This window comes from Flammeovirga kamogawensis, assembly GCF_018736065.1.
GTDB classification, from domain to species: domain Bacteria; phylum Bacteroidota; class Bacteroidia; order Cytophagales; family Flammeovirgaceae; genus Flammeovirga; species Flammeovirga kamogawensis.
On record NZ_CP076128.1, the window covers coordinates 1792890 to 1818288 of the forward strand.

A 25399-nucleotide genomic window follows, 5' to 3' on the forward strand; every position below is an offset into this window, starting at 1 on the left:
TATTTCTACCATTCTTCTTCCTCAAGATCGTTATCTAATCTATAAATAGCATCATCTACAGCATTGTAGCATGTTTGAGATTCAAAGCCTTTTCCTGCAAGGTATTGTAATGTCTTTCCTTTTACTATATGAGCTTCTTCGCCTTTCTCCCTAAGACGTTCTACTTTTTTGATTGCTAGTTTTAGAGCTACTTCTTGGTATTCTTCATCTTTAATTTCTGAAAGTGCTTTATTACCTATTTCTTGAGGAACACCCTTTTGATAGAGTGCCATCTTTATTTTTCGTTTCCCCCATTTGTTGCCTCTAAATTTTCCTCTAACAAAAGAAGCTGCATATCGCTCCTCGTCCCAGAATTTATTGTCTTTTAGCCAAGCAAATACTTCAGGCCAATCTTCATAGGAGTATTCCCATTTTATTAACCTATTTTCTATTTCTTGGCGACATCTATCCTGATACGAACAATATGCAGCTATTTTAGGTAAAACTTGTTTAAAAGTATACTCCACTTAAAAATCTCTTTTTATAACAGTTTGGCTTTATTGACAGATTTTTGAGAGACATTATAAAACTCTTTAAAGATATCAAATGCTTTTTCTCCCTCTGTTCTTTTAGCTTTAGAGTAAGTACCATCTTCGTTCATAATAAAGCTATTCATATTATCTTTTAGGTTGTACTCTAAAATATTAATTGCTTCTTTTCTACACAGTGGGTCTACTATTTCAAACTGAGATTCAATTCTTCTATCAAAAGAACGGCTCATAGCATCTGCACTACCACCATAAACTATTGGATCGCCATTATTATGGAAATAGAATAAACGAGTATGTTCTAAATAATCTCCAACAATAGATTTTACAGAAATATTTTCGCTCAAACCTTCTCTACCAGGGCGAATACAGCAAATACCTCTAATTATCAAATCTATTTTAACCCCTGCCTGAGATGCTAAATACAACGAATCCATTAGTTTTTCATCTTGCAGAGAGTTAACTTTTATAACTATACGAGAGTCTAAACCATCTTTTGCATTCTTGGCTTCTTGCTCAATAAGATGTATAAAACCTTTACGCATTTGGCGAGGAGCCGTTAATAACTTATTGTATTTCTTAGGTTGAGAATGCCCTGTTATGGCGTTAAAAAATTCAGATACATCTTCTCCGTAAGCCTCTTTAGTAGTAATTAGCCCAATATCTGTATATAACTTAGCAGTAGACTCATTATAATTACCACTACCTAAATGCACATAACGTCTTACTTTATCGCCTTCGTTTCTAACTACAAGCATTAGCTTTGTATGCGTTTTTACTGCAGACATACCATAAATTACAAAGCAACCTGCTACTTGTAATTTTTTCGCTTCATTTAAATTGTTTTCTTCATCAAAACGTGCTTTCACTTCAAACAAAGCAGAAACTTGTTTTCCACTTTCAACTGCTCTAAGTAATGCTTTTGTTACCCTAGAATCTTTTGCTAAACGATAAATTGTCATTTTTATCGCCATTACTTTAGGGTCGTCTGCGGCAGCTTCCAATAACTCTAACATGGTGTCAGGGCTATTGTATGGGTGATGCAACAGAATATCTTGTTTTTTTAATCTATCAAAAATATTGTCGCTATCTCCTCTTTTAAAAGATTGTAATGCTACTGGCGTAGAATAGTTTGGAGAAGATGGCTGTAAATAAGCAAATGCTTTATGACCAACAATTTGCCAAAAACGAGTAAAATCTAAATGTACAGGAGATTCAAAAATATTTTCTTCATCTAAATCAAAGCGTTCCATAAGAATCTCACGCAACATTGGGTTAGGATCTTTAGTTATTTCCATCCTTACCACTCGTCCCGTTTTTCTTGTACGAAGTTTCGCTTTTAATTCATTTAAGAAGTCAGTATCTAAATCATCGCTTTCGTCTAGAGTAAAATCTCCATTTCTAGTTATTCTAAAAAGGTCAACAGATTCTATATCAACATTTCTAAATAAACGCGTTATATAAGCTTCTATAATTTCTTCAATAGGAACAAATACCCAATAATCTTCTCTTTCTATTTGATAGTATTTTGGAAGTGTTTTTGGTATCTGAACAAACGATATTTTTCTTCTATTTCCTGTTTCTTCTCTCTTATCGTGTGTAATAACTCCAAAAATGCTTAGAAGGTTATTTAGTACAGGGAAGGCATGGTAAGTATCATAAACCATTGGCGTTAACAACGGGAAAATCATTTTACTAAAGTAGTTTTCTACTTTATCTTGTTCCTCTTTTGTTAACTCGTTTACTTTAGAAATCTTGAATCCATTGTCTTCAAATTGTGGAGCCAATTCTTTTTGAATAAGCTCAAACTGCATTTTGGTAAACTCATGAATATCTAAAAATAATTTCTCTTTAAACTGATCTTCACGTAAACCCGAGTAATCTAACCTACGCTTACCAAAATCAATATAATTATATAATGAACCAATTCTAATCATGAAAAATTCGTCAAAATTGGATGCCGTAATTGCTAAAAACTTTAATCGTTCGAAAACGGTTCTCGACGACATTTGTGCTTGAGCCAATACTCTATAATTAAATTGAAGCCAACTAAGGTCTCTACTTATGTAGTTACTACTATTTATTAATGCGGATATTTTATCGTGATTGACCATTTTTTAGCGTGATGTATTTTAAAGAGTGAATATGGGTGATTTCTATGTCAAAAATACAATTTATATTTATTTATAATAGTCAGTAAACAGAAGAATTTTCAGATTATTTATACAGACTAGGTATTTGATTTGTAATTTGTGAGCAAATTTAAACTACAAGCGATGAAAAAAATATTACTATTTCTATTTTTCATTTTACAAATTGGTATTTGTATCGGTCAAAAATCAACCCTAATATTACCTTATACAGCAGAAGAGGAATCTTTGTGTGATAATTATTTTTATTACAACAATAAGATGGCCATTGCTGCAATAGAAGAAGTCTATAAATACAATGCGTATAGAGTAATTGATACCAAAGCACCAATGCAAGAAATAAAAGCAAAAAATGCTTGTAGTCTATCCAATAACGAGATACGACAAATGTTACTTGGTGGGTGGCAAAACACATACGTAGAGGTAGCTTACAAACTCCATAAAACTACCAAAGGAAATTACATGGATTTATATCTTTTTTATAAAGATGCTGCTACGCATAAAGCCTTAGTAACTTTCAAGAAAACATCAACAAAGCGTTATTCTTCGGATATTAAATCATTTACTAACGAGATTTTCGAAGCACATTTCAATACTTTTATTAAAGAATGTAGTTGGGCAAAATCAAACGGTAAAGAAACTGACCTATCTACTTTATTAATACCTTCTATTGCACCTCCTAATGCATCAAAAAAACATGCAAAACCAGTAAAGCAACCAAAAGAAAGTAAAGCAGAAGAAATAAAGGTAGCTACTGTTGTAACAGAAACATTTCCACTAAGCGATGTGGATCAGAATATACCAAAAAACACAAGAGTAAATGAAAACGCTGTGGCAGTAGTAATTGGTAACAGAACGTATAGAAATGCAGATGTTCCTGAAGTAAAATATGCCATTAATGATGCCCTAATTGTAAAACAATACCTTATCTCTACTTTAGGATTTAAAGAAGGGAATATCATTTTTAAAGAAGATGCTACACAAGCAGATTTTAATGCAATATTTGGTATTAATGGCAATCCAAAAGGTAAACTTTACAATTATGTAAAGCCAAATGTTTCTGATGTTTATATTTTCTATTCTGGGCATGGCGCTCCCAATCCAGAAACAAATAAAGGCTATTTTGTACCTGTAGATACAGACCCCTCTTTAATACAATTTAATGGGTACTCTCTAGCTACATTTTATGAGAACCTTGGCGCTGTACCCTACAAAAACCTGACAGTAATTATTGATGCTTGTTTTAGTGGTGCCTCTGAAGGCGGAATGTTATTAAAAAGTATATCGCCTGTTTTTATTAAGACAGAAAATAAAGTTTTAAAAGATGAAAATGCAGTTGTTTTAACATCTGCAGCATCAGAGCAAGTTTCTTCTTGGTACAACGAGAAGTACCATTCTCTATTTACTTATTATTACTTAAAAGGAATACAAGGAGCGGCAGATAAAAATAATGATGGTATTGTTGATGTAAAAGAAATGAAAGCCTATTTAACCGATAATGTTACTTATATGGCTAGACGTTTAAATAACAGAGAACAAACTCCTGAAATTATAGGAAGTGAAGAGATTCGACTTAATTAGTGGCAATTTTGCATTTTTAAGGAAATACTTTTGATATTCTCATAATCCCTACCCAATTTTGAAGAATATTTAATTATCAACTGTCTATACAAGCATGGGCGTGACTTGTATAGTCTATTTAGTGAGCGATGAGACAAAAATTACTAAGAGACGGTGCTAATGAACTTAGCTATGAAATCCGTGGTATTGTAAAAAAAGCTGATAAACTGAAAACGTTAGGTCAGAAAATTTATTGGGAGAACATCGGTGATCCGATCCAAAAAAATGCAGAGATGCCTAAATGGATGCGTGATATTATTGCCGGTCTTCTAAATGAAAATGGCTCTTTTGGCTATTGTCATTCTAAAGGCGTTCTAGAAACAAGAGAATTCCTTGCAGATAAAACGAATGCTTTAAATGGTACTCAGATTACTGCAGAAGATATTCTTTTCTTTAATGGATTAGGAGATGCAATTTCTAAGTTGTATCAATTTTTATTACCAACATCTAGAATAATTGGCCCCTCTCCTGCTTATTCTACACACTCATCTGCAGAAGCCGCCCACGCCAACACTACGCCATTAACATACAAACTCGATCCGGAAAACCATTGGTATCCAGATATGGACGATTTGTATCTTCAGATAAAATATAATCCAAACATTGTAGGCATCTTGATTATCAATCCTGATAACCCTACTGGTATGGTTTATCCTACAGAAATTTTAGAACGCTTTGTAGAAATAGCAAAAGAATTTAATCTGTTTTTAGTATCGGATGAAATCTACTCTAATGTAACTTACAATGGTGCTAAAGCTCATATGTTGGCAGAATACATTGATGATGTTCCTGGAATTGCACTTAAAGGTATCTCTAAAGAGTTTCCTTGGCCGGGTTCAAGATGTGGGTGGATGGAATATTATAATAGAAAAAATGATATTCAATTTGATGCACTATGTCAGACGCTAGATAATGCTAAAATGATTGAGGTATGTTCTACAAAGTTGCCACAAATGGCAATTCCAAGAATTATGTCTGATAAGCGTTACTTACCTTATAGAGAAGAAGCCAACAAAGCAATTGGCCGTAGAGCTGAAATAATTGCTAATTTATTAGGCGATTTACCTCAGCTTACGTTTAATAAAACATACGGTGCCTTTTACAATACTATCATCTTTAAAAAAGGGGTATTAAAAGAAGGGCAAAAATTACAAATTAATAATCCTGAAGTTGCAGAAATGCTTTCTACATGGATAGAAGAAGATATGCCTCTTGATAAACGCTTTGTATATTATTTACTGGCATCAAAAGGAGTATGTGTAGTACCAATTTCATCATTCTGTTCTGAACTCCAAGGATTTAGAGTTACATTACTAGAAGAAAATGAGGAATTGCTAGAAGAAACTTTTACACACATCCGAGAGGCTGTGCTCGAATATTGTAACTAATAAAAGTTCTCGACTTTATTTAGATGACTATCCACTATCGAATTTTCGGTAGTGGATTTTTTTATGAACAAATCATTAACCTGTTTAAGATTAACCTTTGTTTAATCAACAACAAAACTCACAGTGTATTTTTAAAAACTTTTGAGATGTATAATCAAAATTTACAGAATAAAAATACTAAATATTAAAAAATACACACATTAAATTCTAAAACACTCTTACTAAAAAAATATACAACTGTAATCGTTCATTCAAATTAAAGTAACATTCAACCTCTACTTTTGCAGCGTAAAATAACAAACAAAAGCATTAATCTTATCTAAAGATTAAAACCAATTTTTAAAACTTTCAACCAATTATGAAATCAGTTTATTACCTAATTATTATGGTATTCTTGTGCGGAATACCCCTTACACATTACGCTCAAAATAATGGTAGTATTGAAGGGAAGGTAACAGACCCTTCTGGCGATGCATTACCTTATGCACAGGTTACCTTAGAGAACACAGCCTTTGGTGTAGTAACTGATGCTGACGGTTACTACTCTATTAAAAATGTTCCGTATGGAGAGTATATTATCTCGGCCTATTACTTAGGGTTTGATAAAGAGAATGTGTCAATTTCATTACAGTCTCCCACCTTTAAATTGCAGATAAAAATGCAATCAGACATTACAGAATTGGATGGCGTAACCGTCTATGGTGAGTATACAAAAGGACAGGCTAAATCTTTAAACGAACAAAAAAATGCCATTGGTATTAAAAATATTGTATCGTCAGAACAGTTTTCTACAATGCCCGATAGAAATGGTGCAGAAGCATTACAAAGAATACCTGGTATTTCTATTGTGAGAAACAGAGGAGAAGGCCAAAATATTCAGATTAGAGGTATGGCATCGGAGTACAATCAAGTACAAATGAATGGAACGCCAATGCCCGGCGGAGAAGAAAGCAGAGGTGCCGCTTTAGATTTTATGTCAGCAGATATCATGGAATCTATAGAAATAAAGAAAACACTAACACCAGATATGGATGGTGGTGCAATTGGTGGTGCTGTCAACTTTTCTTTAAAAGATGCTCCTTCAGAATTATCTATTAAAGGGGTAACAAGTGGCGGTAAAAACTTCCATGCAGATCCTTTTAACGATGGTTGGGGATTAGGCCAACAAAACCATAGTTTATACATAGGTAACCGCTTCTTTAATGATAAACTTGGCGTATTTGCTACAGGTAGTTATTACCAAACAAATAGAGGTACCGTATTGGCAGAATATACATTAAATGATGACGATCAACTTACAAGAAAACGTTGGAATGATTACGATGTTAGAAGAGTACGTTACGGATATAATGTAGGGATGGACTATAAGTTTAATCAAAACCATACTATTAGAGCATCTTATAATTCTAACTATTTTAATGATGACAGAAGAAGAGGTAGAACCAATTTTAATTTCAAATATGATGATACTACTCCAGATGCTTCTATAAGTGATTTTTCTGAAGATCGAGAAACACAAACCCGAGCAAAACGAACAGTAATGGATATGTATGGTATTGGTGGAGACCATACTTTTAAAAATGGTATCACTTTAGATTATAAAGCTACTCATATTGTTACTACCGTTGATGAACCCGATGGAACTCAATATTACTTTACAAGAAATGTTGGTGTAGACAATATAAATGGCATGGACCCTTGGGGGTTAGATGGAACAATGAAAATTGACCCTGATAATTTACTCGAAATGGATAAACCTGTACGTTTAGATACCAAAGAGAACAGAGAAATTGATAACTCTTTTGTGATTAATGCCTCTTTACCTTTTAAATTTTTAGGAGAACAATCTACCTTATCTTCTGGGTATAAGCTTTGGCATAAAGACAAAACCAATACGGCAAGCAGATATATGCAACAAAACAACGCCCCAATTTATTTACAAACAGGGTCGTTCTACAGAAGGGATTTAAGGTTTACTGATAATGAATATAGTAACCTACCTTTAGATGCTCCTACGGAAGTTTATAGTATTAGAAATCAAAATTACCAAGCAGACGAGATGATAAATGCTGCTTATTTAATGGCTGATTTACAATGGACATCAAAGTTCAATACTTTAATTGGTGCTAGGGTGGAACACACAAAAAATGGCTATAGTTTTGATGAATACAACGAAGACAATGGTGATTACATTCGTACTTTATCTGATAACTCTGATTATATAAATGTGCTTCCTTCTATAAATGCAGTTTATAGATTTGATGAGAGAACATCTTTAAAAGCAGCTGTTGCACAAGGTTTAAGTAGACCCTCTTTTACATCTTTAATACCAAGAGAGGTGATAGACGATGAGAATTATACAATTGGTTTAAGTAATCCAGATTTAAAGCCTGTGACATCTACTAATTTCGATTTTATTTTTGAGCATTACACTTCAAACATGGGGTATTTTACTTTTGGCATGTTTGCAAAATTCTTAGAAAATCAGATTTATACTTCAAAAAACATAGAGGAAAGAAACGGGCAACTTTGGGAAATTTCTAAGCCAGAAAATGGTGGTAGTTCTCATTTATATGGATTTGAAGTAGCTTATAATAAAAACTTAAAAGACTTAAATATCCCAATGCTTAAATGGGTAAACATTATGGCTAACTATACTTTCACACTCTCAGAACAAGAGTTAGAAGATGGGAGAACAGTTGTAATGGGAAACAGCCCAAGAGATATGGCCAATGTGATATTAACATACGATAATCCTAAAAATGGATTTATGATTGCCCTTGCCGGTAACTACAGAGGGCCATTACTAATTAGTGTGGCAGATAGAGAAGACCGAGATGTTTATTTTAATTCTCAGTTTCATTTAGACTTATCAGCGAGTTACCAAATTAACTCTGCCTTTACTGTCTTTACACAAATGAATAACCTTACTAATCAAATGGAAATAGAAACATACGGTAACCCAATTGATCAACCAATACTTCATCAAACAGAACAATACGGGCCAACAGTTACAGTAGGTTTAAAGTTTGAATTATAATCCCTTATCAAATATGAAATTCTTCTTATCATTAATTCTAATTACTGTTGCAATAAATGATTTAGTTGCACAGTCTACCTCAACAGTTAAAATATTTGATGCTCCGCATGCAAGACAAGCAGTATGTGCCGATAGTAGTTTCTTTTATGTGATTGATAATACCACTATTATTAAAAGAGACAGAGAAGAGGGCTTAGAAATTAAAAGTTGGTCTGATGATAGATTACACCATTTAAATAGTGGTTTTATAAAAGACTCTTTACTGTATTGTGCACATTCTAACTACCCTCAAATACCAATGCACAGCTCAATAGAAATTTGGAACACAACTACCTTAGAACATATTGGAACCCATAGTTTTGGTATTGAGAATGGGTCTTGCACTTGGATTGTAGAGCAAGATGATTTCTACTATGTCATGTTTGCACATTATAATAATGAAGGTAAAAAACAGAAAAATAGAGATGTATCATGGACTCAATTAATTAAATATGATAAAGAATGGAGAAGAGTTGCGGGTTGGGTTCTCCCAAAAGAATTAGTTGAAAAAGTTTCACCTTACAGTATCTCTGGAGGAATCCTATTAGAAGATGGAAGACTGCTCTGTACACATCATCATTTTAAAGAATTGTACATTCTGTCTTTTCCAAAAATGGGAAGTGAGTTAATCCATGAAGCGACAATTTCTACAGAAATAAGAGGGCAAGGTATCTATTTAGATACTGATGGATATTTATGGGGAATTGATAAAAAAGAGAGAAAAGTTATTCAAACAGTATTGCCACAACTCCTATAAAAAAACAAAAGGCTATTACAAGAGTGTATTCTTGTAATAGCCTTTACTATATAAGTATTGATTAAAAATTAGTTTAATCTCTTTTCTAATTTTCTATCAATAGCATCTTTATTTTCTACTTTACCAAAAGGTAAATTAACACCAAAACGCATATTTGCTGTCTTTGCTTTATCCCATTGTAAACCTGCTGTAAGTAAGTTGTCTGAAACAACATACATTTGAAAACCAGGAAAACCAAAAGAAACCAATGCTCCTACATTTGCATAACTACCCTTGTCCATTGTATAGCTTAATCCCAAGCCAAAGAACTTACCAAATTGCTTATCAATAGATAAAGTTAAAGATGGATAATATTCTCCTTCATAAAATGTTTGCGAGAATAATGCACCTGCTGTAGAGTGTTCCCAAACCTCGTAAGTAGCTGCCAAGTTTATTGTAGTTGGCAAAGTTGTATTTTTGCTATCTGATCCATCAGTTGGCTTAAAAACTAACGAATCTGAGAATGTAGGAAAACTATCATCAGTTTCACCATTTAAGATGTCAGATGGGTCCATTCCTGAATACGAAAGATCTGCCAAAGAAGCATTATAACTGTACTTTCTATCATCTTGCCAAAAAATAGCACCTAAGTTTCTTACAGAGGCTTCAAAAGTTAACTTTTCATCGTACTGATAAACTGCACCTAAATCTACAGCAAAACCAACATTAGAAAATTCTGAAAGTGAATTTAAAGGCTCTTCATCATCAATCTCAATCTGTCCGTCAGCATCAACAATATTTCCAAGTCCATTTGCATCTATATCAACATCTCCAGAAATTGTTATTGGCATGTTTGCTCCTTCACCTTGTAATAAAGAACCGTTAATTTGTGCTTTAACGTTGTAAGTTCCAAACATTAATTTCATTCTAGCACCCACTACAAGTTTATCATTTACTTTATAGTTACCACCTAAAGAAACATCGTAGAATGCATACACATTCGCAATAGAACTGAAGTCTTGAGTTTTACCTAAAGTCCCCTCTTGAGCAGGTCCTCTTAAAATGGTACTGAATAATTCTTTAGAATAAGTAAGGTGTTCATAAGTAGATACATTTGCTGTAAGGTTAACACCAAATCTATCTTTCTGAAAATAAATACCAAACAGTTCTGATGATATAGAAGAATACTGCTCGTTTGTTTTATCCAGCTTATTTAAAAAACCATCAATATCAAGGTACGTTTTGTTATTCTCCTGATAAGTTACATCGTTATAATTAAATTGGTTATACACAGTTGCAGAAATATTAGTAACTGGAAAAGATACAGACCATTTATATTCAGACTTTTTTGCAGGGTTGTATTGAATAGCTTGTGGTACACTATTCATAAAGTAAAGTGTATTAACTTGTTGTGCAAAACTACTCTTGTTGCTTATAAACAAAACAGCAGTAGTTACGAGTATATATTTTAATAATTTCATATTAGTTTCTTTACAAATTGAAGAGGTAGTTATTATTCAGAGTCAGGGTCGATTGTTGCATTAAGTAATAATCCCATTTCTAAAGTCATGGTCTGACTATCCAAAATTAATACAGGATCTAGGGTAGAGTTTGTTGTATTTGCATCTGCTTCTAAGCCAAAAGCGATATCAATATAACCTGCATTTAAAATTGCCTGAACTTGCTCTTGTGTAAGACTTGTTTCTAAATAGTTTTCAGTCTCTTGTGCATTCTCTCCATTTTCATCTGTAGTAGCTGCTTCTATCAATGAGTTACCTAGTTGACCACCATTAATTGGAATAATAGCCGTTACCGATCCATTTTCAGAAGTTTTAGTAGTAAGAATCATAGAACCACTAATTGGGATTCTATTGTTTACTTGTGTTCTTAGTGTAGCAACATTAATATCTTGAATTTCTGCAGAGAAATCCAAATCTATAGAAGAACCACTATTGTATGTCATTCCTGTAAATCCGATATGCAATGGTAATCTTGTAGTAAATACTGCCTCTACATTATCTTCATTACTAAAGAAAATTTCTGATCCAGCAGGTACATCGTAACTTGCTTGGCCACCAAACTGAATTTGTGTTGGTCTTGCACTTAGAATTGCTCCTGCATCACACATAAATTTTGATGTAAGTGTAGGATCATCAAAATCTGTTGCTGGAGACACATCAATTTCTTGAGAACATCCAACTGCATTATCTGCATCATTTTTATTAGAGTTAAACGAAACAGGAATAGTAGAATTGTCCGTAATTGCAATCATTCCACCTGTTGGCCCTGTACCTAAATCTAAATTAACGCTTGCTCCAATTGGATTATTAAATTGAAAACTTATTGTTGGGTCTGCAAATGCAATATCTGCTCCTGCAGGAAAAATATCACTTAAATAATCTGTGTCTATTCTTTCATTTGGAATATCGAAAGATGCATCACTTAAACCTGTTGGGAATAATAACTTCAATCTATCTGTAGCATTCGATCTCGATAACCCAATACTTGATAATGAACCTGAAGCTGTTCCTGAACCATCAACCAATGTAAGCGTTAATGTTGGAGTTTGCGCCATATCAAATTCAATAGAAGCTAGGTCTATGGCTGTTCTAATGTCAGCACCTGCAGAACTTGCTAAGATTGTATTTGTTTCGGTAAGTGTTGTACTAGTACCGTTTCTTAAAACATTTGATAAGGTCATAGTGAACTGATCACCTGCATTACCAGAGTATTCTACAATCATATTACCTTCTTCAAACCTTAAGTAAGAAACAGAGGCAATATCATTTTGTAATTCAACACAATAATCGGCTCCTGCACAATTTGCTGTGTTTGTTGTAAAACCTAAGCTAACCCCTCCTGCTGGAAATGGAACACTTACTCCTGTAATTGGGTTTGGAAAATCGATACTAAAAAAATCATCAGTATTTGTACTACCAAATGCCTGAACAATATCTTCTGTAGTCGCTACTTCCATTGTGTCTGCAAAAGCAAAGAAGATTGTATCGTTCTCTACAATTACATTTGAGTTGTCTACATCTTGTTGTGATAATAGTTGTTTAAACCCGATATCTCCATTTAGAACTGGTATACCAACAGCATAATTTTCTATTGGAGGAATTATAATATCATCTAACGTTGGTCCACACGATAATAGAGATGAAGATAACAGCGCAAAAGAGAAATACTTTCGCAGATAAAGATTCTTGAAATTCATAATAAATAGTTTTATTTTTTGTCAGTCTGAAAACATTCAACTTTCTATCACAATAATCGGGTAATCAATTACTGTTAATTGAAGTTAATACAATATTTGAAGCTGAGTTAGTTTTTATTAAAATACTACAATTTTGTAATAAATACTTACAACATTATTTTTAAGAATATTAATATTGATATTTATATCTTTAATGTAAGATTTAAACAAATCTAATAAGATTTACTAAAACAACAACGTATAAAATGCTTAATGCAAAAGATTACTATAGTTACATCACAAAAACTTTAACAGATGATTCTTTTTCTAACTTGCAAAAACACCATCGAATTAAAGACTTATTAGAATGGCTATGCAAAGAGCAAACCAAACAAGAGAAAATCTTACTTTCAAGCCTGTTTGCGAGGATTGCATATATTGGGCAAAAGCTAAAATTACCACAACATTTAATTTGGCGATTACAAAAAGTTCGAATAAATGATCGGCTTTCTAGGAAATCTACAAAATTCATATCTATTAATGATGTGCATTTTGCTATGCGTGGTGTTGCAGAAGCAGTAAAACTTATCTATAACTTTCCAATACCTAAAGAACTTGACAAAACCCTACCTCCATTACCCACAATTGAAGAGTCTAAAAAGCAAAAAGAAAACTTTGTTGAGGAGTTAAGAGTAGAGGTAATTAAAATTGATAAAAGTAATAAAATACTATTTTGCATTGAAGATGATGACGCTGAAAGTGAAGCACCAATTCAAGTAAAATATGGCGTACATAATTTAAATGACATGTACGATGTAATGATGGATAACTTATGGGAAGGCGTACAATTACACCTTCTGAATGCTCGTTTGGATGATGATGACGCACTCATTCCATTGCATTTTGTAGTAGAGCCTGACTACCTTCTTGATGTAACTGCAGTAGCAGAATCTTTTACCATGAACGGCAGTATTCCATTAACTCACCTTCTAAAAAAGTTTACATCTGCTCCTTCTAGTACTCCAATGATGCTAGGAAATGTAGCCAATTATTTTTTAGATGAAATCATTCATTCTGAGAACACTAATGAACTTTCTTTTTTAGATGTATTTACCAAAACATTTAAAGCCAATCCATTAGAATATATCACCTTACCCGAGCTACAAACAAAAGAAGGTTTTAAAAAATTTATGGCTGATGCTGAGTTCCAGTTCAAAAACATTATTAATACTGTTAATGATAACTTCTCTCAGCAAAACATAGATAAAGACGGGTGTAACATAGAACCATCTTTCTATTCTCCTAAGTATGGTTTACAAGGTCGTCTTGACCTACTACACATCAATAAAGATCAATCTGAATTTAGGATAGTTGAATTAAAATCTGGTAAACCTCCACAGGCTGGGTTTAATAATGCGGGTTTATGGAAAAACCATGCGGCACAAACTTTAATGTACCAAATGATTTTAACAGATGCCTACAATACAGATAAACAGAATATCTACCCAATGATATTCTATTCTAAAGCCATTCAATCTCCACTCCGATACGATACCTACACCAATACAATGGAGCAAGCTATTATCTTATCGAGAAACCAAATTGTAATAAATGAATTAATGCTTGCCAAAGCAGATACATTACAAGATGTTGGTAATGTATTACGACAAATAAATGAAGTAGCCTTTGCTAGTGCAGCTCCTTTTACAAAAACAGATGTCAATAAATTTATTGCAGGCGTACGTGCTTTATCTCAACTTGAACGTGCATACCTTTTCTCGTTCGTGAGTTTTATTGCAAAAGAACATCAATTGGCAAAAGTTGGAGATACCATTTTTAATCAAGGTGTTGCTTCTTTATGGTTAGATGACTTTGGAGCAAAAAAAGATAGTTTTAAAATATTCTTCGATCTAGAAGTTTATTCAAATCAAACAAACGAAAACACTCCTGAATTAATCTTCACTAGAACAAATACAGAAAATGCTTTCGTTAATTTTAGAGTTGGTGATATTGTTACAATCTACCCTAGAGAAAATAGCGAATCTATTGCTACAAAAGGACAGATTAATAAGGGTACAATTACCCAAATGTCAAAAGATAAAGTACACGTTCAGTTAAGACACAAACAGCGTAATGCTGAAGTTTTTGATGCAGATACAAAATGGGCTTTAGAAGGTGATTTTATGGAAGCCTCTTTTAATGCTATGTACAGAGGGCTTTTCAATTTTATCACTTGGCACAATAAAGAGAAAAAAGATATTCTTCTTGGTTTAAAACCACCTACTCAGCCAGAGAAAATGTTTACGCATGAAGAAGTGCTGACATTGGCTCAAGATAAAAACTTAAATAAAGTAGAGTTAAATACACTTTCAAAAGCATTATCTGCAGAAGATTATTGTCTTGTTGTAGGTCCTCCTGGCACAGGAAAAACATCTAGAATGCTAAAAAATCTAGCACATATTCTTTATAAAACAGACCCCACTAGAAATATACTTTTTATTGCTTACACCAATAGAGCTGTTGATGAAATATGTGAAGCATTAGACGAAGCAATTGAACACCCTACTGATGATGGAAGAAAATTTCTACGTATTGGTTCTGAACATTCTTGCTCTCCACAGTGGCGTAATAATTTAATGAATAAAATGGCAGAAGAAGCCAATAATAGAAATTCATTAAAAAAAGGAATTGAACAACATAGAATTGTAGTGACTACTTTAGCAAGTATTTCTGGTAGATCGTCTTTATTTAGATTGAAAGATTTTGACATGGCTGTTATAGATGAAGCTTCTCAAATTTTAGAACCTCAATTAATGGATTTACTTACAAGAGTGAATCGCTTTATTCTAATTGGTGATCAAAAACAATTACCTGCCATCACTCAGCAAGATGAAGCCTTGTCTCAAATTTCTTTTAACGGTTTAGAAGAAATAAATCTAACCGATAGAAGAACTGCTTACTTTGAAAGAATATATAGCCTTTGCCAAAAAAATGATTGGAATTGGGCTTTTGATATGCTAAAAAATCAAGGGCGAATGCACCAGCAGTTAGGCAATTTTGCCAATGAGCATTTTTACCAAGGAAACTTAACAACCGTTCCTTTACCATGGCAGAGTGATGATCTTAAATGGGATATCAGTTCCCATTATAATTCGCTAGAAAAATTACTTTCAGAAAAGAGGTTACTATTCTTCCCTACGCAAACAATGAGTACAGAAACTTCTGACAAGATAAACATGGAAGAAGCTCGTAAAATTGCAGCAGTGGCCATTGCAACAAAAAATAGATATATAGAGCAAAAAGGAGAGTTTGATATTGATAAAACTTTAGGAATAATTGCCCCATATAGAAATCAAATAGCCGCCATCCGACAGGCATTAGAAGAAGCGGGAATGGAAGAAGCTAATCAATTAAGTATAGACACTGTAGAGAGGTATCAAGGAAGTCAAAGAGAGGTTATTTTAATCTCTTTCTGCGCAAATACGCCTTTCCAGATGTTAGGAATGCTATCTTTAACAGAAGATGGAAGTGTTGATAGGAAACTAAATGTTGCTATTACAAGAGCAAAACAACAAATGATATTTTTTGGCTCACCAACGATACTTTCAAGATCTGCTATTCATGATAAATTAATGGATTGGATTAAAGAACAAAATGGTTGGATAGAAAATGATACTTCCCTATTTTCATGATAGAATTAGATAAAAGTATTAAAAAGAGGAACATTAAATGTACTCAATGTTGATATGAAAGATTTTGATGAGCATTGCGAATGTGCAAGAGATAACTTCTGTAACTTTGTACAAAACAATAAGAAATATACCACAGATGAAGCTAATTATTTAATAGAACACAGCCTTGGAAGAGGTGTTTCTAAAATATTTCGAGTTGGTTATGTATTAATTGTTTGGAGCTTTGTAGCTGTTTGGATAGATAATTTATTAATTCCTGGAGCAATTGGTTATTCTATTTTCCATGGAAAAATTAGTTGGGCAACGGCTACACCTATTTTCTTTTTAGTTGGTAATGCTACCTTAAAAGCTCTGTTTATTAAATGGAGAATGGGTAAAAAAATTAGCGTTTTTGGTGCCTACTTAAGTGCCGTTCCTTATATTGGATTTGCTTTTTTACTCAAAACACAATTTAAAACAGATAAACTACTTTATGTAGCTGCTAAAGATTACTTTTTATATCAAAAAACGGTTGTAAAAAACGCAGTAAGAGGTTTTTTAGGAATGAAAGAAGTAGCTTAATTATCCTTGTAAAAAAGACAATCCATCTACTACATCTGTACTTAATTCTCCAAGTGTAGTTTCTGATAACATATCATTTAACCCTGCTCTAACCGACTTAAATTTATTGTGCATTGGACATGGGCGCTCCTCAGAACATTCGTGAAAACCAAGACCGCACCCTGTCATTAGTGTATCTCCATCTATTGCTTTCACAATAGTATATAATGTGGTCTCTTTCTGCTCATCAGAAATAGAGAACCCTCCTTTTGGCCCCTTATTAGATTGTATTAAACCTAACTTTGTGAGTTGTTGTAATATTTTAGCTACAAAAGGCTCTGGAGTATCTGTATCTTTTGAAATTTCTTTAACACCAATTCTGCACCCTTCCTGACTCTTTTTTGTAATTAAAATCATGGCACGGATACCATATGTACACGCTTTTGAAAACATCTTTTCTATAAATTATCCTACTAATACACAATTCAGAATACAAATATACGGAGTAAAATTTTAGAATGATTATAAATAAATAATAAAAGACCTTTTTATCTTTTATTATTTTTACTATGTTTGTGCAAGACAAAAAAAATTAACACAAATACTAATATCATGAATTTTGAAACACAAAACACAGTAGGAAGCGTAGTAGCAAAAGACCTTAGATTTGCAGATGTTTTTAAGAAAAATGGCATCGATTTTTGTTGTGGCGGAGGAGCTACTATAGAAGCAGCTTGCGAAGGTAAAAATATTGATCCTAAAGAAATTTTACGTCAAATTGAAGAGATGGAGGCTACTAACTCTAAAGTAGTAGGTATTGATTTTAATACTTTCCCACTAGACTTACTGGTTGATTACATAGAAAAAACACACCATAGATATATTCGTGAAAATGTACCTCTAATTATACAGTATGTAGATAAAGTTGCTTCAGTTCATGGTGATCGTCACCCAGAATTAGTAGAAGTTAGAGATTTGTTTCACGGTTGTGCTACAGAAATTACTAACCATTTAGCTAAAGAAGAAAACATCTTGTTCCCTTATATTAAGCAATTGGTAGAAGCAGATCTTAGTGGTTCACAAATTTCAATGGCTCCATTTGGATCAGTTAAAAATCCAATTGCCATGATGATAGAAGAACATGAAGGTGAAGGTGCTAGGTTTGAAAAAATATCAACCTTAACCAATAATTACACTGCACCAGAAGATGCTTGTATGACGTATAGAGTAACATTTGATAAATTGAAAGATTTTGAAGAAGATTTACATAACCATGTTCATTTAGAAAATAACATCTTATTTTTAAGAGCTGCTGAATTAGAAAATAGATTAGTTAAATAATTGCTACTTGATTAAACCTTAATGTAATCAAGTAAGTAAACAACATATACAGTGCTGCATCTAAAATTCCACTCCAGTAATACATGAGTAAATTAGGTAAAAGTATATACAAGAAAGTACAAAAATGGCATAAATACATTGGTATTTCTATATCAATTGTACTTGTATGGATGAGTATTTCGGGAATACTCCTTAACCACCCTAATTTAATAGCAGGAGTTGGTGTTAATCAAAATTTTATTCCAGACGATTACCTTCCTCAAAATTGGAACAGAGGAGGAATTTTAGATGCAGTTCATATTGGCTCTGACACTATTTTTTTGGCAGGGAAACAAGGTATTTGGAAAAGCATCAATAAAGGAAAGTCATTTTCTTCTGCTATGAATAACGGTTTTCCTGAAGAAATTTTCTATCAAAAAACAAACGACTTACTTTACTTAAAACATGAAAACTCTTTATTTGCTGCCACTTTTGGTGGAGTTTATAAGCTAAATTTATTAAACAATAAATGGTGCTATATTCCTACAAAATCATCTAATAAAGAACAATTTGTAAAACTCCTAAAAGTAAAAAATAACCTATTTGCTGTAAGTCAATCCGGAATATATTTATATAATAATTCAACATTACTACCTCAAAACCTTTTAAAAGACAAGCGAACTACAATGAATTTAATTCAATTTACGTTTGCCTTACACAGTGGTTGGTTATGGGGTACTACTGGTAGAGTTATTTACGATTTTGTAGCACTTATATTGATTTTCCTTTCTATTACTTCACTGTACATTACATTTAGAAAGAAGGTAAAAATTGAAGATAAGACAAAGAGAAAAAAGAGAAATAACCGACTAGGTTTTATGATTAAATACCATACTCAAATTGGAGTTTGGACTTCTTTAATTCTCCTTATTATTGGAGGTACAGGTTTATTTATGCGTCCTCCCCTTTTGGTAGCTCTTGTTGGTGGTAAAGTTCCATTAAAGTACATACCCTCTTCTATTAATTATAACCCTTGGTATCATACTATAAGGAATGCTTTATATGATAAAAAAACAGATAGGATAGTTTTTGATACAACCGAAGGTATATACGAAGGAAATAGTAATTTAGAATCCTCTTTTACTAAAACTGATTGGGATGTAAATATTTTTGTGATGGGGGCAACAGTATTTGAGCCTCTAGCGAATGGCCATTTTTTAATAGGTTCTTTCTATGGTCTTTTTGATTACCAACGAGGAGATAATTTTAGTATTGATGTAATTACCAATCTTAAAACACCTAAATATTCATCTTTACAAAGACCCAGTGATTATATGGTAATGTCTCATTTTTCACATCCAGATAGCACCAATTACATTACCACTTTTCAACAAGGCTTACTGGCTTTAAATCAACCTAAGCATAACAGCTATTATGCTGTCCCTCATCAATTAATTGAAAATTATAGAATGCCTTTATGGAATTATATGTTTGAATTACATAATGGCCGATTATTTCACTTTTTTATGAACAAGTGGGGTATTTTATTCATTCCTTTAATCAGTCTATTATTTATAATACTAACAATTAGTGGAGTATATGAATATGGCTACAGGAAAAAATCTAAAATCAAGAAGTTTTTCAAAAAGCATTAAGCAAAAAAAACAATAACTTAAAAAGTTATTGTTTTCTAATCTTATCTATTTACTACTACCTAAAATATTTTTAAACTGCTACAGCTCTAGGTTTAATTAATACCTCTTTCGCTGTTTTTGTTCTTTTCCATCTTTTATGCGACCATAACCAACATTCTGGTTGTGCCATAATATCTCTTTCCAAAAGCCTAACATGCTTTTCTGTAATATCTCCAAAATTAGTTGCCTTTGGTTTATCTTCAATAAGTTCGATATCAATTGTAAATTGACCTCTACTCGTTTTACCTAATTTTAAATACAATACCACCATATCTAATCTCTTAGAAATTATTTCTGGACCATAAAATACAGCAGTTTCTTGGTGTAAAAACTCCGTCCATACCACTTTTTTAGTGAACGTTGGTGATTGATCTGCTGCAAAAATTAATGCTTTTTTCTCGTCCTTAAATCCAGTACCTAAATAACTATTTACCTCTTGTTTAGGTAATAATTCCATTCCGCAGATACCTCTAGATTTCTTAATTTGATTATTTACATGTTCATTCTTCAATGGAGAATATATGCAGACAACTTGTTGGTCTATAAAAGAATTAATTGCTGCAGCTACGTATTCCCAATTACTATAATGACCAGCAACTAATGCTAAGTTTCTGTCTTTATATTTTTCTAAAATACTGATATCTCCAATAGTACATCTCTCAAATAATTCCTTTTTAGAAATAGTTAAGAGCTTAATATTTTCTACAAGAAAATCTGTGAAATGTCGGTAAAAGCCTCTTTCAATTTTTAGAAGTTCTTCTTCAGATTTATCTGCGAAAGAGTTTTTTAAATTAGCCCTTACTACCTTTACTCTATACCCAATTACACGATATACTATAAAATTCAATATATCTGATATAAAGTACAGTACTGAGAATGGTAAATAGGAAATCGGTTTTACAAATATTGTAAATAAGAAGCGAGTCATGATGATTGAAATAGTTAATTATACAATTTTTTTATAATGCAAATATTATTTTTTTTGACTTAATTTAAAAGTACCTTTTGCAACAATAAAGTATTTATTTAAAACTTCATTTAATTCTGCTATTTGGTACTCGCCAATAATTTGATTGTTCACTACATCCCCTGTTACATAAGACATAAATGGATCGTTTTCGGATAAATTAATAAAAATTTGATTCTTCGCTTTAAAAGCATATCCAACCATATTTGTATCCTTAAATGTTTTTTCTACTTTATAGTCATTCAATTCTCCTGATACTTGAATAGAATAGCCAACTATTAGATTACCTTTCAGGTCAATATATACTTTAGTATTTTTATCTGTATGTCCTTCATATTTTACTACACCTTCTGGTTCTGGGTGAGTAACATCTAGCGTACAGCTAGTTAGAAACATAAATAGGACTGATATAGAGAGTAATATATTTTTCATTCTGTGTTTATTTAATACAAAAACAAGACAGAGAAACAGCAGTAATGAACAATTATATAAACATTCCTTAACGTTTAAACATAAAAAAACACCCTATTGAAAACAATAGAGTGTTCTTTTAATTTATTTCTCTAAATTTTAGTATCTAATCATACCTTGGTATGTTTTACTTTGGCTATTTGGCTTAAGTATACCACGCATTTTTAACTGACTAGAACTAAATACACCATCTATTCTACAGTTTGCATAGTTACCAACACCATCAAGATCATAAGTAACCTTAGCTGTTAAGGTTGGTCCCATTATATTAAAAGATACATACGTTCTTTTAGATTTTTCATCAAACCTAACTTTCCAATCTGATATTTTACCATCAACGGTAATACCACCAACACCATTATATCCTACAAGACTTGCAGAACCAATTTGAACAACTCCAACATCGCCAGATACTTTAATAAAGTTGATATTAGATTGTACGTTTACAGTTCTACCTCTTCGGTCGTAAAGTTGATTTGCTTCAAGCACAAATTGTTGGCTATCTATAGCAGTAACAGCTTGTTCATGAATTATTTTTTCATAAGCTTCTTGCTCAGCTTTCTTTTGTTCTTTTGCCTTACGCTTTTCTTCTTTTTTTAAAGCCTTTTGTTCCTTTTTTGTTAAAGTTGTTTCTTGTGCAATTGCAGTTGTTAAAGTAAAACCAAATAACAATGTTATTGCAAATGTGATCTTTCTAATTATAGACGTATTCATAATATTATCAGTTTTATTTCGTATCAGTGTTTTGTTTAATATTATACGAGATTGATTACTAAATGGTGTTAATTAAGTACTAAAATAATCAAAAAATGCTCTGATTGTTTTAAAATTTATTGTTTTTCATAATAAAAAGAGATAGGGTATAAAAAAAGTCATACCATTTAAATGATATGACTCTTGTAAAAATAGAAACACTTAATTATGCATCAAGCAATAATTTTAACGTTTCTACTGCCTTCGCTTTATTTTTTTCTGGCTGAGAACCCTCTTCTACTTCTACAGTAACTAAAAAATCAGCTACTTTTGCTGCAATACCTTTTACATTTTCTTCAGGTAAATTCATTCCTTGAAGCATTGCAAAAGCAGACTGCATCATTGCAGCTATTTGATTTTCATCTTCTGTTGTATTAATAGCATTTGCAAACTGCATTGCAATCATATTTTCATCCATATCAGTATTTTGAATAAATGGGTAATAATTTATTTTTTGACAAAATTAATCAAATTATAGGATAAAAAAATAAGAGGACATTAAAACATATCCTCTTACTTTAATAATGCACTTTTCTGTTATTTAAGATTTACAATAACTTCTTGGTATTCCTCTACCAAATTGCATTCTATTTTCTTCGTTAGTGTATATGTATACACCATCTTTTAAACGCATTTTCCCTCCTACTCTAAAATAAGCAGACTCTTTGTCTAACTTAATAAACCTTTCTTCTTTAATATCAACACCGTCTATAGCATATGTATAAACAGCTTTTATTAAGTCATCTTGTATGGTACCTACTAAGGTTCCTGCAAAATGATCTTTTTCAGATGGAGACCAATCAAATGTTCCGGTTACTGTTGTTCCTTTTATATCAAGATGTAAAATCATCTGATCAAAAAAGTTTATCAACTGACCATTTGTTCCTTTTACAGGCTTTCCAGAAATCACTTTCTCAAAACAAAGAGTGTGTTTATTCATAGAACTAGCCCTTTTTCCACAAGAATTAAGAATAAAAACTGTGGGTAGTATTAAAAGGAAGTAGAATATTCTTCTACTATTCATACACAAATTAATTCGTTAAACATCTAGTAATTAACCTTTTAAAACGGGCCATTACTAAAAAACTGATTTCAAAAGTAGAAGAAACTTTTTGTTTCACCTATTTCATTAAGTTAAAAGATGTTTACAAAAAAGTGTCATTTACAATTCATTAATTTCTGCTACTACAAATGTACTGCCCCCAATAAATACTAAATCTTTATCTTTTGCTCGTTTTTTTGCTTTAAGTATAGCAGTATTAATATCAGGTTCACACTCTCCTTTTAAGCCGAGTTTTTGTGCTTCTTCTGTTAATACTTCTGCAGACAAACCTCTTGGCACATTAGGCTTACAGAAAAAATAGTACGCATTTTTAGGCAGCTTGCTTATCATGCTAGGTAAATCTTTTTCTTGTACCACTCCCAATACCATAAATAACTTATCAAATTCTTGTTCTTGAAGCTGCTCTAATACAAATCGCCAGCCATCTTCATTATGGCCAACATCTGTAATTACCAAAGGCTTATGTTGTAAAATTTGCCATCTTCCTTTTAAGCCTGACAATGCTACAACATCTTTTAAACCTTTTTTGATCGCCTCTTTAGAAATAGAAAATGTTCCTTTTTTATTTAATTGATCAATTAACATTAAAACGCCAAGTACATTATGTTTTTGGTAGTTTCCTTTTACACCTATTTCAACATCAGTACAGTATTCTTCATTATTTTTAAGTATCGAGTTTCCTTTCCAACTTAAATGATTCTCTGCAAAAAATAAAGGTGCTTTTTTCTCTAATGCCACTTCTGTAAATACAGGCGTTGTTTCTGTCTGTTTTTGACTAATAACAACTGGTGTCTCTTCTTTAATAATACCTGCCTTTTCTTTACTAATCAAACGCAATGTATTCCCGAGCATATCCATATGATCTAATCCAATATTCGTAATTAAACAAGCCTCTGGATTAATAATATTTGTAGAATCTAAGCGTCCACCTAAACCTACTTCAATTACAGCAATATCAACTTCTTGCTCAGCAAAATGCTCAAATGCCATTGCTACTGTTAACTCAAAAAAAGAGGGGTGAATTTGTTCAATTGCTGGTTTAACTTTTTCTGTAAAAGCAACAACTTCACCTTCAGAAATTTCTTGACCATTAATACGTACTCTCTCTGTAAAGCTTTTTAGGTGAGGCGAAGTATATAAACCTACCTTGTAACCTGCAGCTTGTAATATTGCAGATAACATATGAGACGAACTACCTTTTCCGTTTGTGCCTGCAACATGAATTGATTTAAATTTCTTTTCAGGATTACCCAAAAAGTTGCATAAAGCTATGGTATTCGATAGGTCTTTTTTAAATGCAGATTTCCCGTCTCTTTGAAACATAGGGAGCTGAGAATATAAAAAATCTAATGTCTCTTGATATGTCATTTCTTATTTTAATCAATTTTGAACATGCAAATAGCAGTAATTGATTAAAAATCACAAACAATACTCTTTAACATCTTGCCTTCTTTTTCTTTTTCCCAATTCTATCCATGTTTTTCACTTTTAGAATATACTCTTCTGCTAAAGGTACCTTACAACTTGTATCACCCATAAAAACATCTACTTTACCTACTTCTCTTGCAATAGAAAGTGCTTTTTCTGTATAATCTATCAAATAACAACCTACAGCAATCAAGAAACCATTCATGGTATACCTTACTCTGTTCTTTGCCTTATGAATGTTCTTTTCAATTACATTTAATAGCTCATCTATATCTGCATAATTCAACTCTTCATCAGTAATTATGGCTACACAGTTTGCTAATGTAGACCAACCTGAACTGCTAATATTTTCTTGATCTGAGATGATCCATTGCCTACCCATTTCCCATCCAAAGTTGCTTTCTGCTGCTACTGTTGCTACTGTATACTCACTTAGTAGATACCAATTGGCTAGTTCTGCCCATTCTTGAAGTTCCTCTTTTGATAATGCTTTGGGTTTACAGATTAGCCCTGCCAAATACATTGCATCAGAATTACCTGTATGATAAAGCGTTAAAGCGAGTTCGTGATCTATTTTAGTTTTCTTCTTTATTTTTTTAAGGTCACCTACTTTTACACCAAACAAAGGTTCGTTAGCTCCGTGTTTAAGGTAAATTGATTTTGTTCCTTCATTTCCAAAATCATATAGTTCATTGAGTACTTCGTCTTTTGTCATAATTTCCTTTGAGTTATTCTGGAGGTTATGTTAGCAACTTGACAGATCAAAAATTTAATT

20 protein-coding genes are annotated in these 25399 nt (G+C 32.3%); 8 read left to right on the forward strand and 12 right to left on the reverse strand.

From position 1 onward, the window contains the following. Positions 1-5 precede the first annotated feature (5 nt). A complete protein-coding gene (locus KM029_RS06980; RefSeq protein WP_144072588.1) occupies positions 6-506 on the reverse strand; it encodes a regulatory protein RecX in 501 nt (166 codons plus the stop codon). 14 nt (positions 507-520) lie between these two features. Further along, positions 521-2641 carry a polyphosphate kinase 1 gene (ppk1, locus tag KM029_RS06985; RefSeq protein ID WP_144072589.1) on the reverse strand — a complete coding sequence of 707 codons (2121 nt, stop codon included), beginning with the start codon at positions 2639-2641 and terminating at the stop codon, positions 521-523. A 162-nt stretch (positions 2642-2803) separates the two neighbouring features. On the opposite strand from ppk1, the gene KM029_RS06990 reads away from it, so the two are divergent. The 4 genes from KM029_RS06990 to KM029_RS07005 all read left to right on the forward strand — a co-directional run bounded on the left by KM029_RS06990 (position 2804) and on the right by KM029_RS07005 (position 9521). Then, positions 2804-4258: a caspase family protein gene (locus KM029_RS06990; protein WP_144072590.1), complete on the forward strand. Its 1455-nt coding sequence runs from the start codon at positions 2804-2806 to the stop codon at positions 4256-4258. Positions 4259-4386: 128 nt separating this feature from the next. Further along, a complete protein-coding gene (locus tag KM029_RS06995; protein ID WP_144072591.1) occupies positions 4387-5685 on the forward strand; it encodes a pyridoxal phosphate-dependent aminotransferase in 1299 nt (432 codons plus the stop codon). A 358-nt stretch (positions 5686-6043) separates the two neighbouring features. Next, positions 6044-8725 (forward strand): TonB-dependent receptor, encoded by a 2682-nt coding sequence (locus KM029_RS07000; RefSeq protein ID WP_144072592.1) that lies wholly within the window; start codon positions 6044-6046, stop codon positions 8723-8725. Positions 8726-8738: 13 nt separating this feature from the next. Further along, entirely contained in the window at positions 8739-9521 is a 783-nt protein-coding gene (locus KM029_RS07005) for a hypothetical protein (protein WP_144072593.1), read from the forward strand. Positions 9522-9589: 68 nt separating this feature from the next. Here the strand turns inward: KM029_RS07005 and KM029_RS07010 are convergent, their stop codons facing one another. Further along, complete coding sequence (locus KM029_RS07010) at positions 9590-10981, reverse strand: DUF5723 family protein (protein WP_144072594.1); 1392 nt, start codon at positions 10979-10981, stop codon at positions 9590-9592. A gap of 32 nt (positions 10982-11013) precedes the next feature. After that, positions 11014-12717, reverse strand: coding sequence for a hypothetical protein (locus tag KM029_RS07015; RefSeq protein ID WP_144072595.1), 1704 nt, complete (start codon positions 12715-12717; stop codon positions 11014-11016). Positions 12718-12962: 245 nt separating this feature from the next. Between KM029_RS07015 and KM029_RS07020 the strand changes: the two genes are divergently transcribed. Both KM029_RS07020 and KM029_RS07025 read left to right on the forward strand, forming a co-directional pair. Beyond that, positions 12963-16388, forward strand: coding sequence for an AAA domain-containing protein (locus KM029_RS07020; protein ID WP_144072596.1), 3426 nt, complete (start codon positions 12963-12965; stop codon positions 16386-16388). A gap of 54 nt (positions 16389-16442) precedes the next feature. Next, entirely contained in the window at positions 16443-16949 is a 507-nt protein-coding gene (locus tag KM029_RS07025) for a hypothetical protein (RefSeq protein ID WP_144072597.1), read from the forward strand. Here KM029_RS07025 and KM029_RS07030 read toward each other — a convergent pair whose 3' ends face one another. After that, the gene (locus KM029_RS07030) at positions 16950-17381 is read right to left on the reverse strand and encodes an RrF2 family transcriptional regulator (RefSeq protein ID WP_144072598.1); all 432 of its coding nucleotides are present in this window, start codon (positions 17379-17381) and stop codon (positions 16950-16952) included. A gap of 159 nt (positions 17382-17540) precedes the next feature. Between KM029_RS07030 and ric the strand changes: the two genes are divergently transcribed. Both ric and KM029_RS07040 read left to right on the forward strand, forming a co-directional pair. Next, positions 17541-18269 (forward strand): iron-sulfur cluster repair di-iron protein, encoded by a 729-nt coding sequence (gene ric, locus KM029_RS07035; protein WP_144072599.1) that lies wholly within the window; start codon positions 17541-17543, stop codon positions 18267-18269. 83 nt (positions 18270-18352) lie between these two features. Continuing rightward, a complete protein-coding gene (locus KM029_RS07040) occupies positions 18353-19903 on the forward strand; it encodes a PepSY-associated TM helix domain-containing protein (RefSeq protein WP_144072600.1) in 1551 nt (516 codons plus the stop codon). Between the two features lie 70 nt (positions 19904-19973). Here KM029_RS07040 and KM029_RS07045 read toward each other — a convergent pair whose 3' ends face one another. The 7 genes from KM029_RS07045 to KM029_RS07075 all read right to left on the reverse strand — a co-directional run bounded on the left by KM029_RS07045 (position 19974) and on the right by KM029_RS07075 (position 25339). Beyond that, positions 19974-20870 (reverse strand): lysophospholipid acyltransferase family protein, encoded by an 897-nt coding sequence (locus KM029_RS07045; protein ID WP_144072601.1) that lies wholly within the window; start codon positions 20868-20870, stop codon positions 19974-19976. 45 nt (positions 20871-20915) lie between these two features. After that, positions 20916-21341 (reverse strand): translation initiation factor eIF-2B, encoded by a 426-nt coding sequence (locus KM029_RS07050; protein WP_144072602.1) that lies wholly within the window; start codon positions 21339-21341, stop codon positions 20916-20918. Positions 21342-21479: 138 nt separating this feature from the next. Further along, complete coding sequence (locus tag KM029_RS07055) at positions 21480-22094, reverse strand: DUF4251 domain-containing protein (RefSeq protein ID WP_144072603.1); 615 nt, start codon at positions 22092-22094, stop codon at positions 21480-21482. A 205-nt stretch (positions 22095-22299) separates the two neighbouring features. Continuing rightward, entirely contained in the window at positions 22300-22551 is a 252-nt protein-coding gene (locus tag KM029_RS07060; RefSeq protein WP_144072604.1) for a hypothetical protein, read from the reverse strand. A 123-nt stretch (positions 22552-22674) separates the two neighbouring features. Beyond that, positions 22675-23073, reverse strand: a complete 399-nt coding sequence (locus tag KM029_RS07065; RefSeq protein ID WP_144072605.1) for a hypothetical protein — start codon at positions 23071-23073, stop codon at positions 22675-22677. 222 nt (positions 23074-23295) lie between these two features. Further along, positions 23296-24564, reverse strand: a complete 1269-nt coding sequence (locus tag KM029_RS07070; protein WP_144072606.1) for a bifunctional folylpolyglutamate synthase/dihydrofolate synthase — start codon at positions 24562-24564, stop codon at positions 23296-23298. A gap of 67 nt (positions 24565-24631) precedes the next feature. Continuing rightward, on the reverse strand, positions 24632-25339 hold the full coding sequence (locus KM029_RS07075; protein WP_144072607.1) for a DNA alkylation repair protein: 708 nt from the start codon (positions 25337-25339) through the stop codon (positions 24632-24634). Positions 25340-25399: the final 60 nt, after the last annotated feature.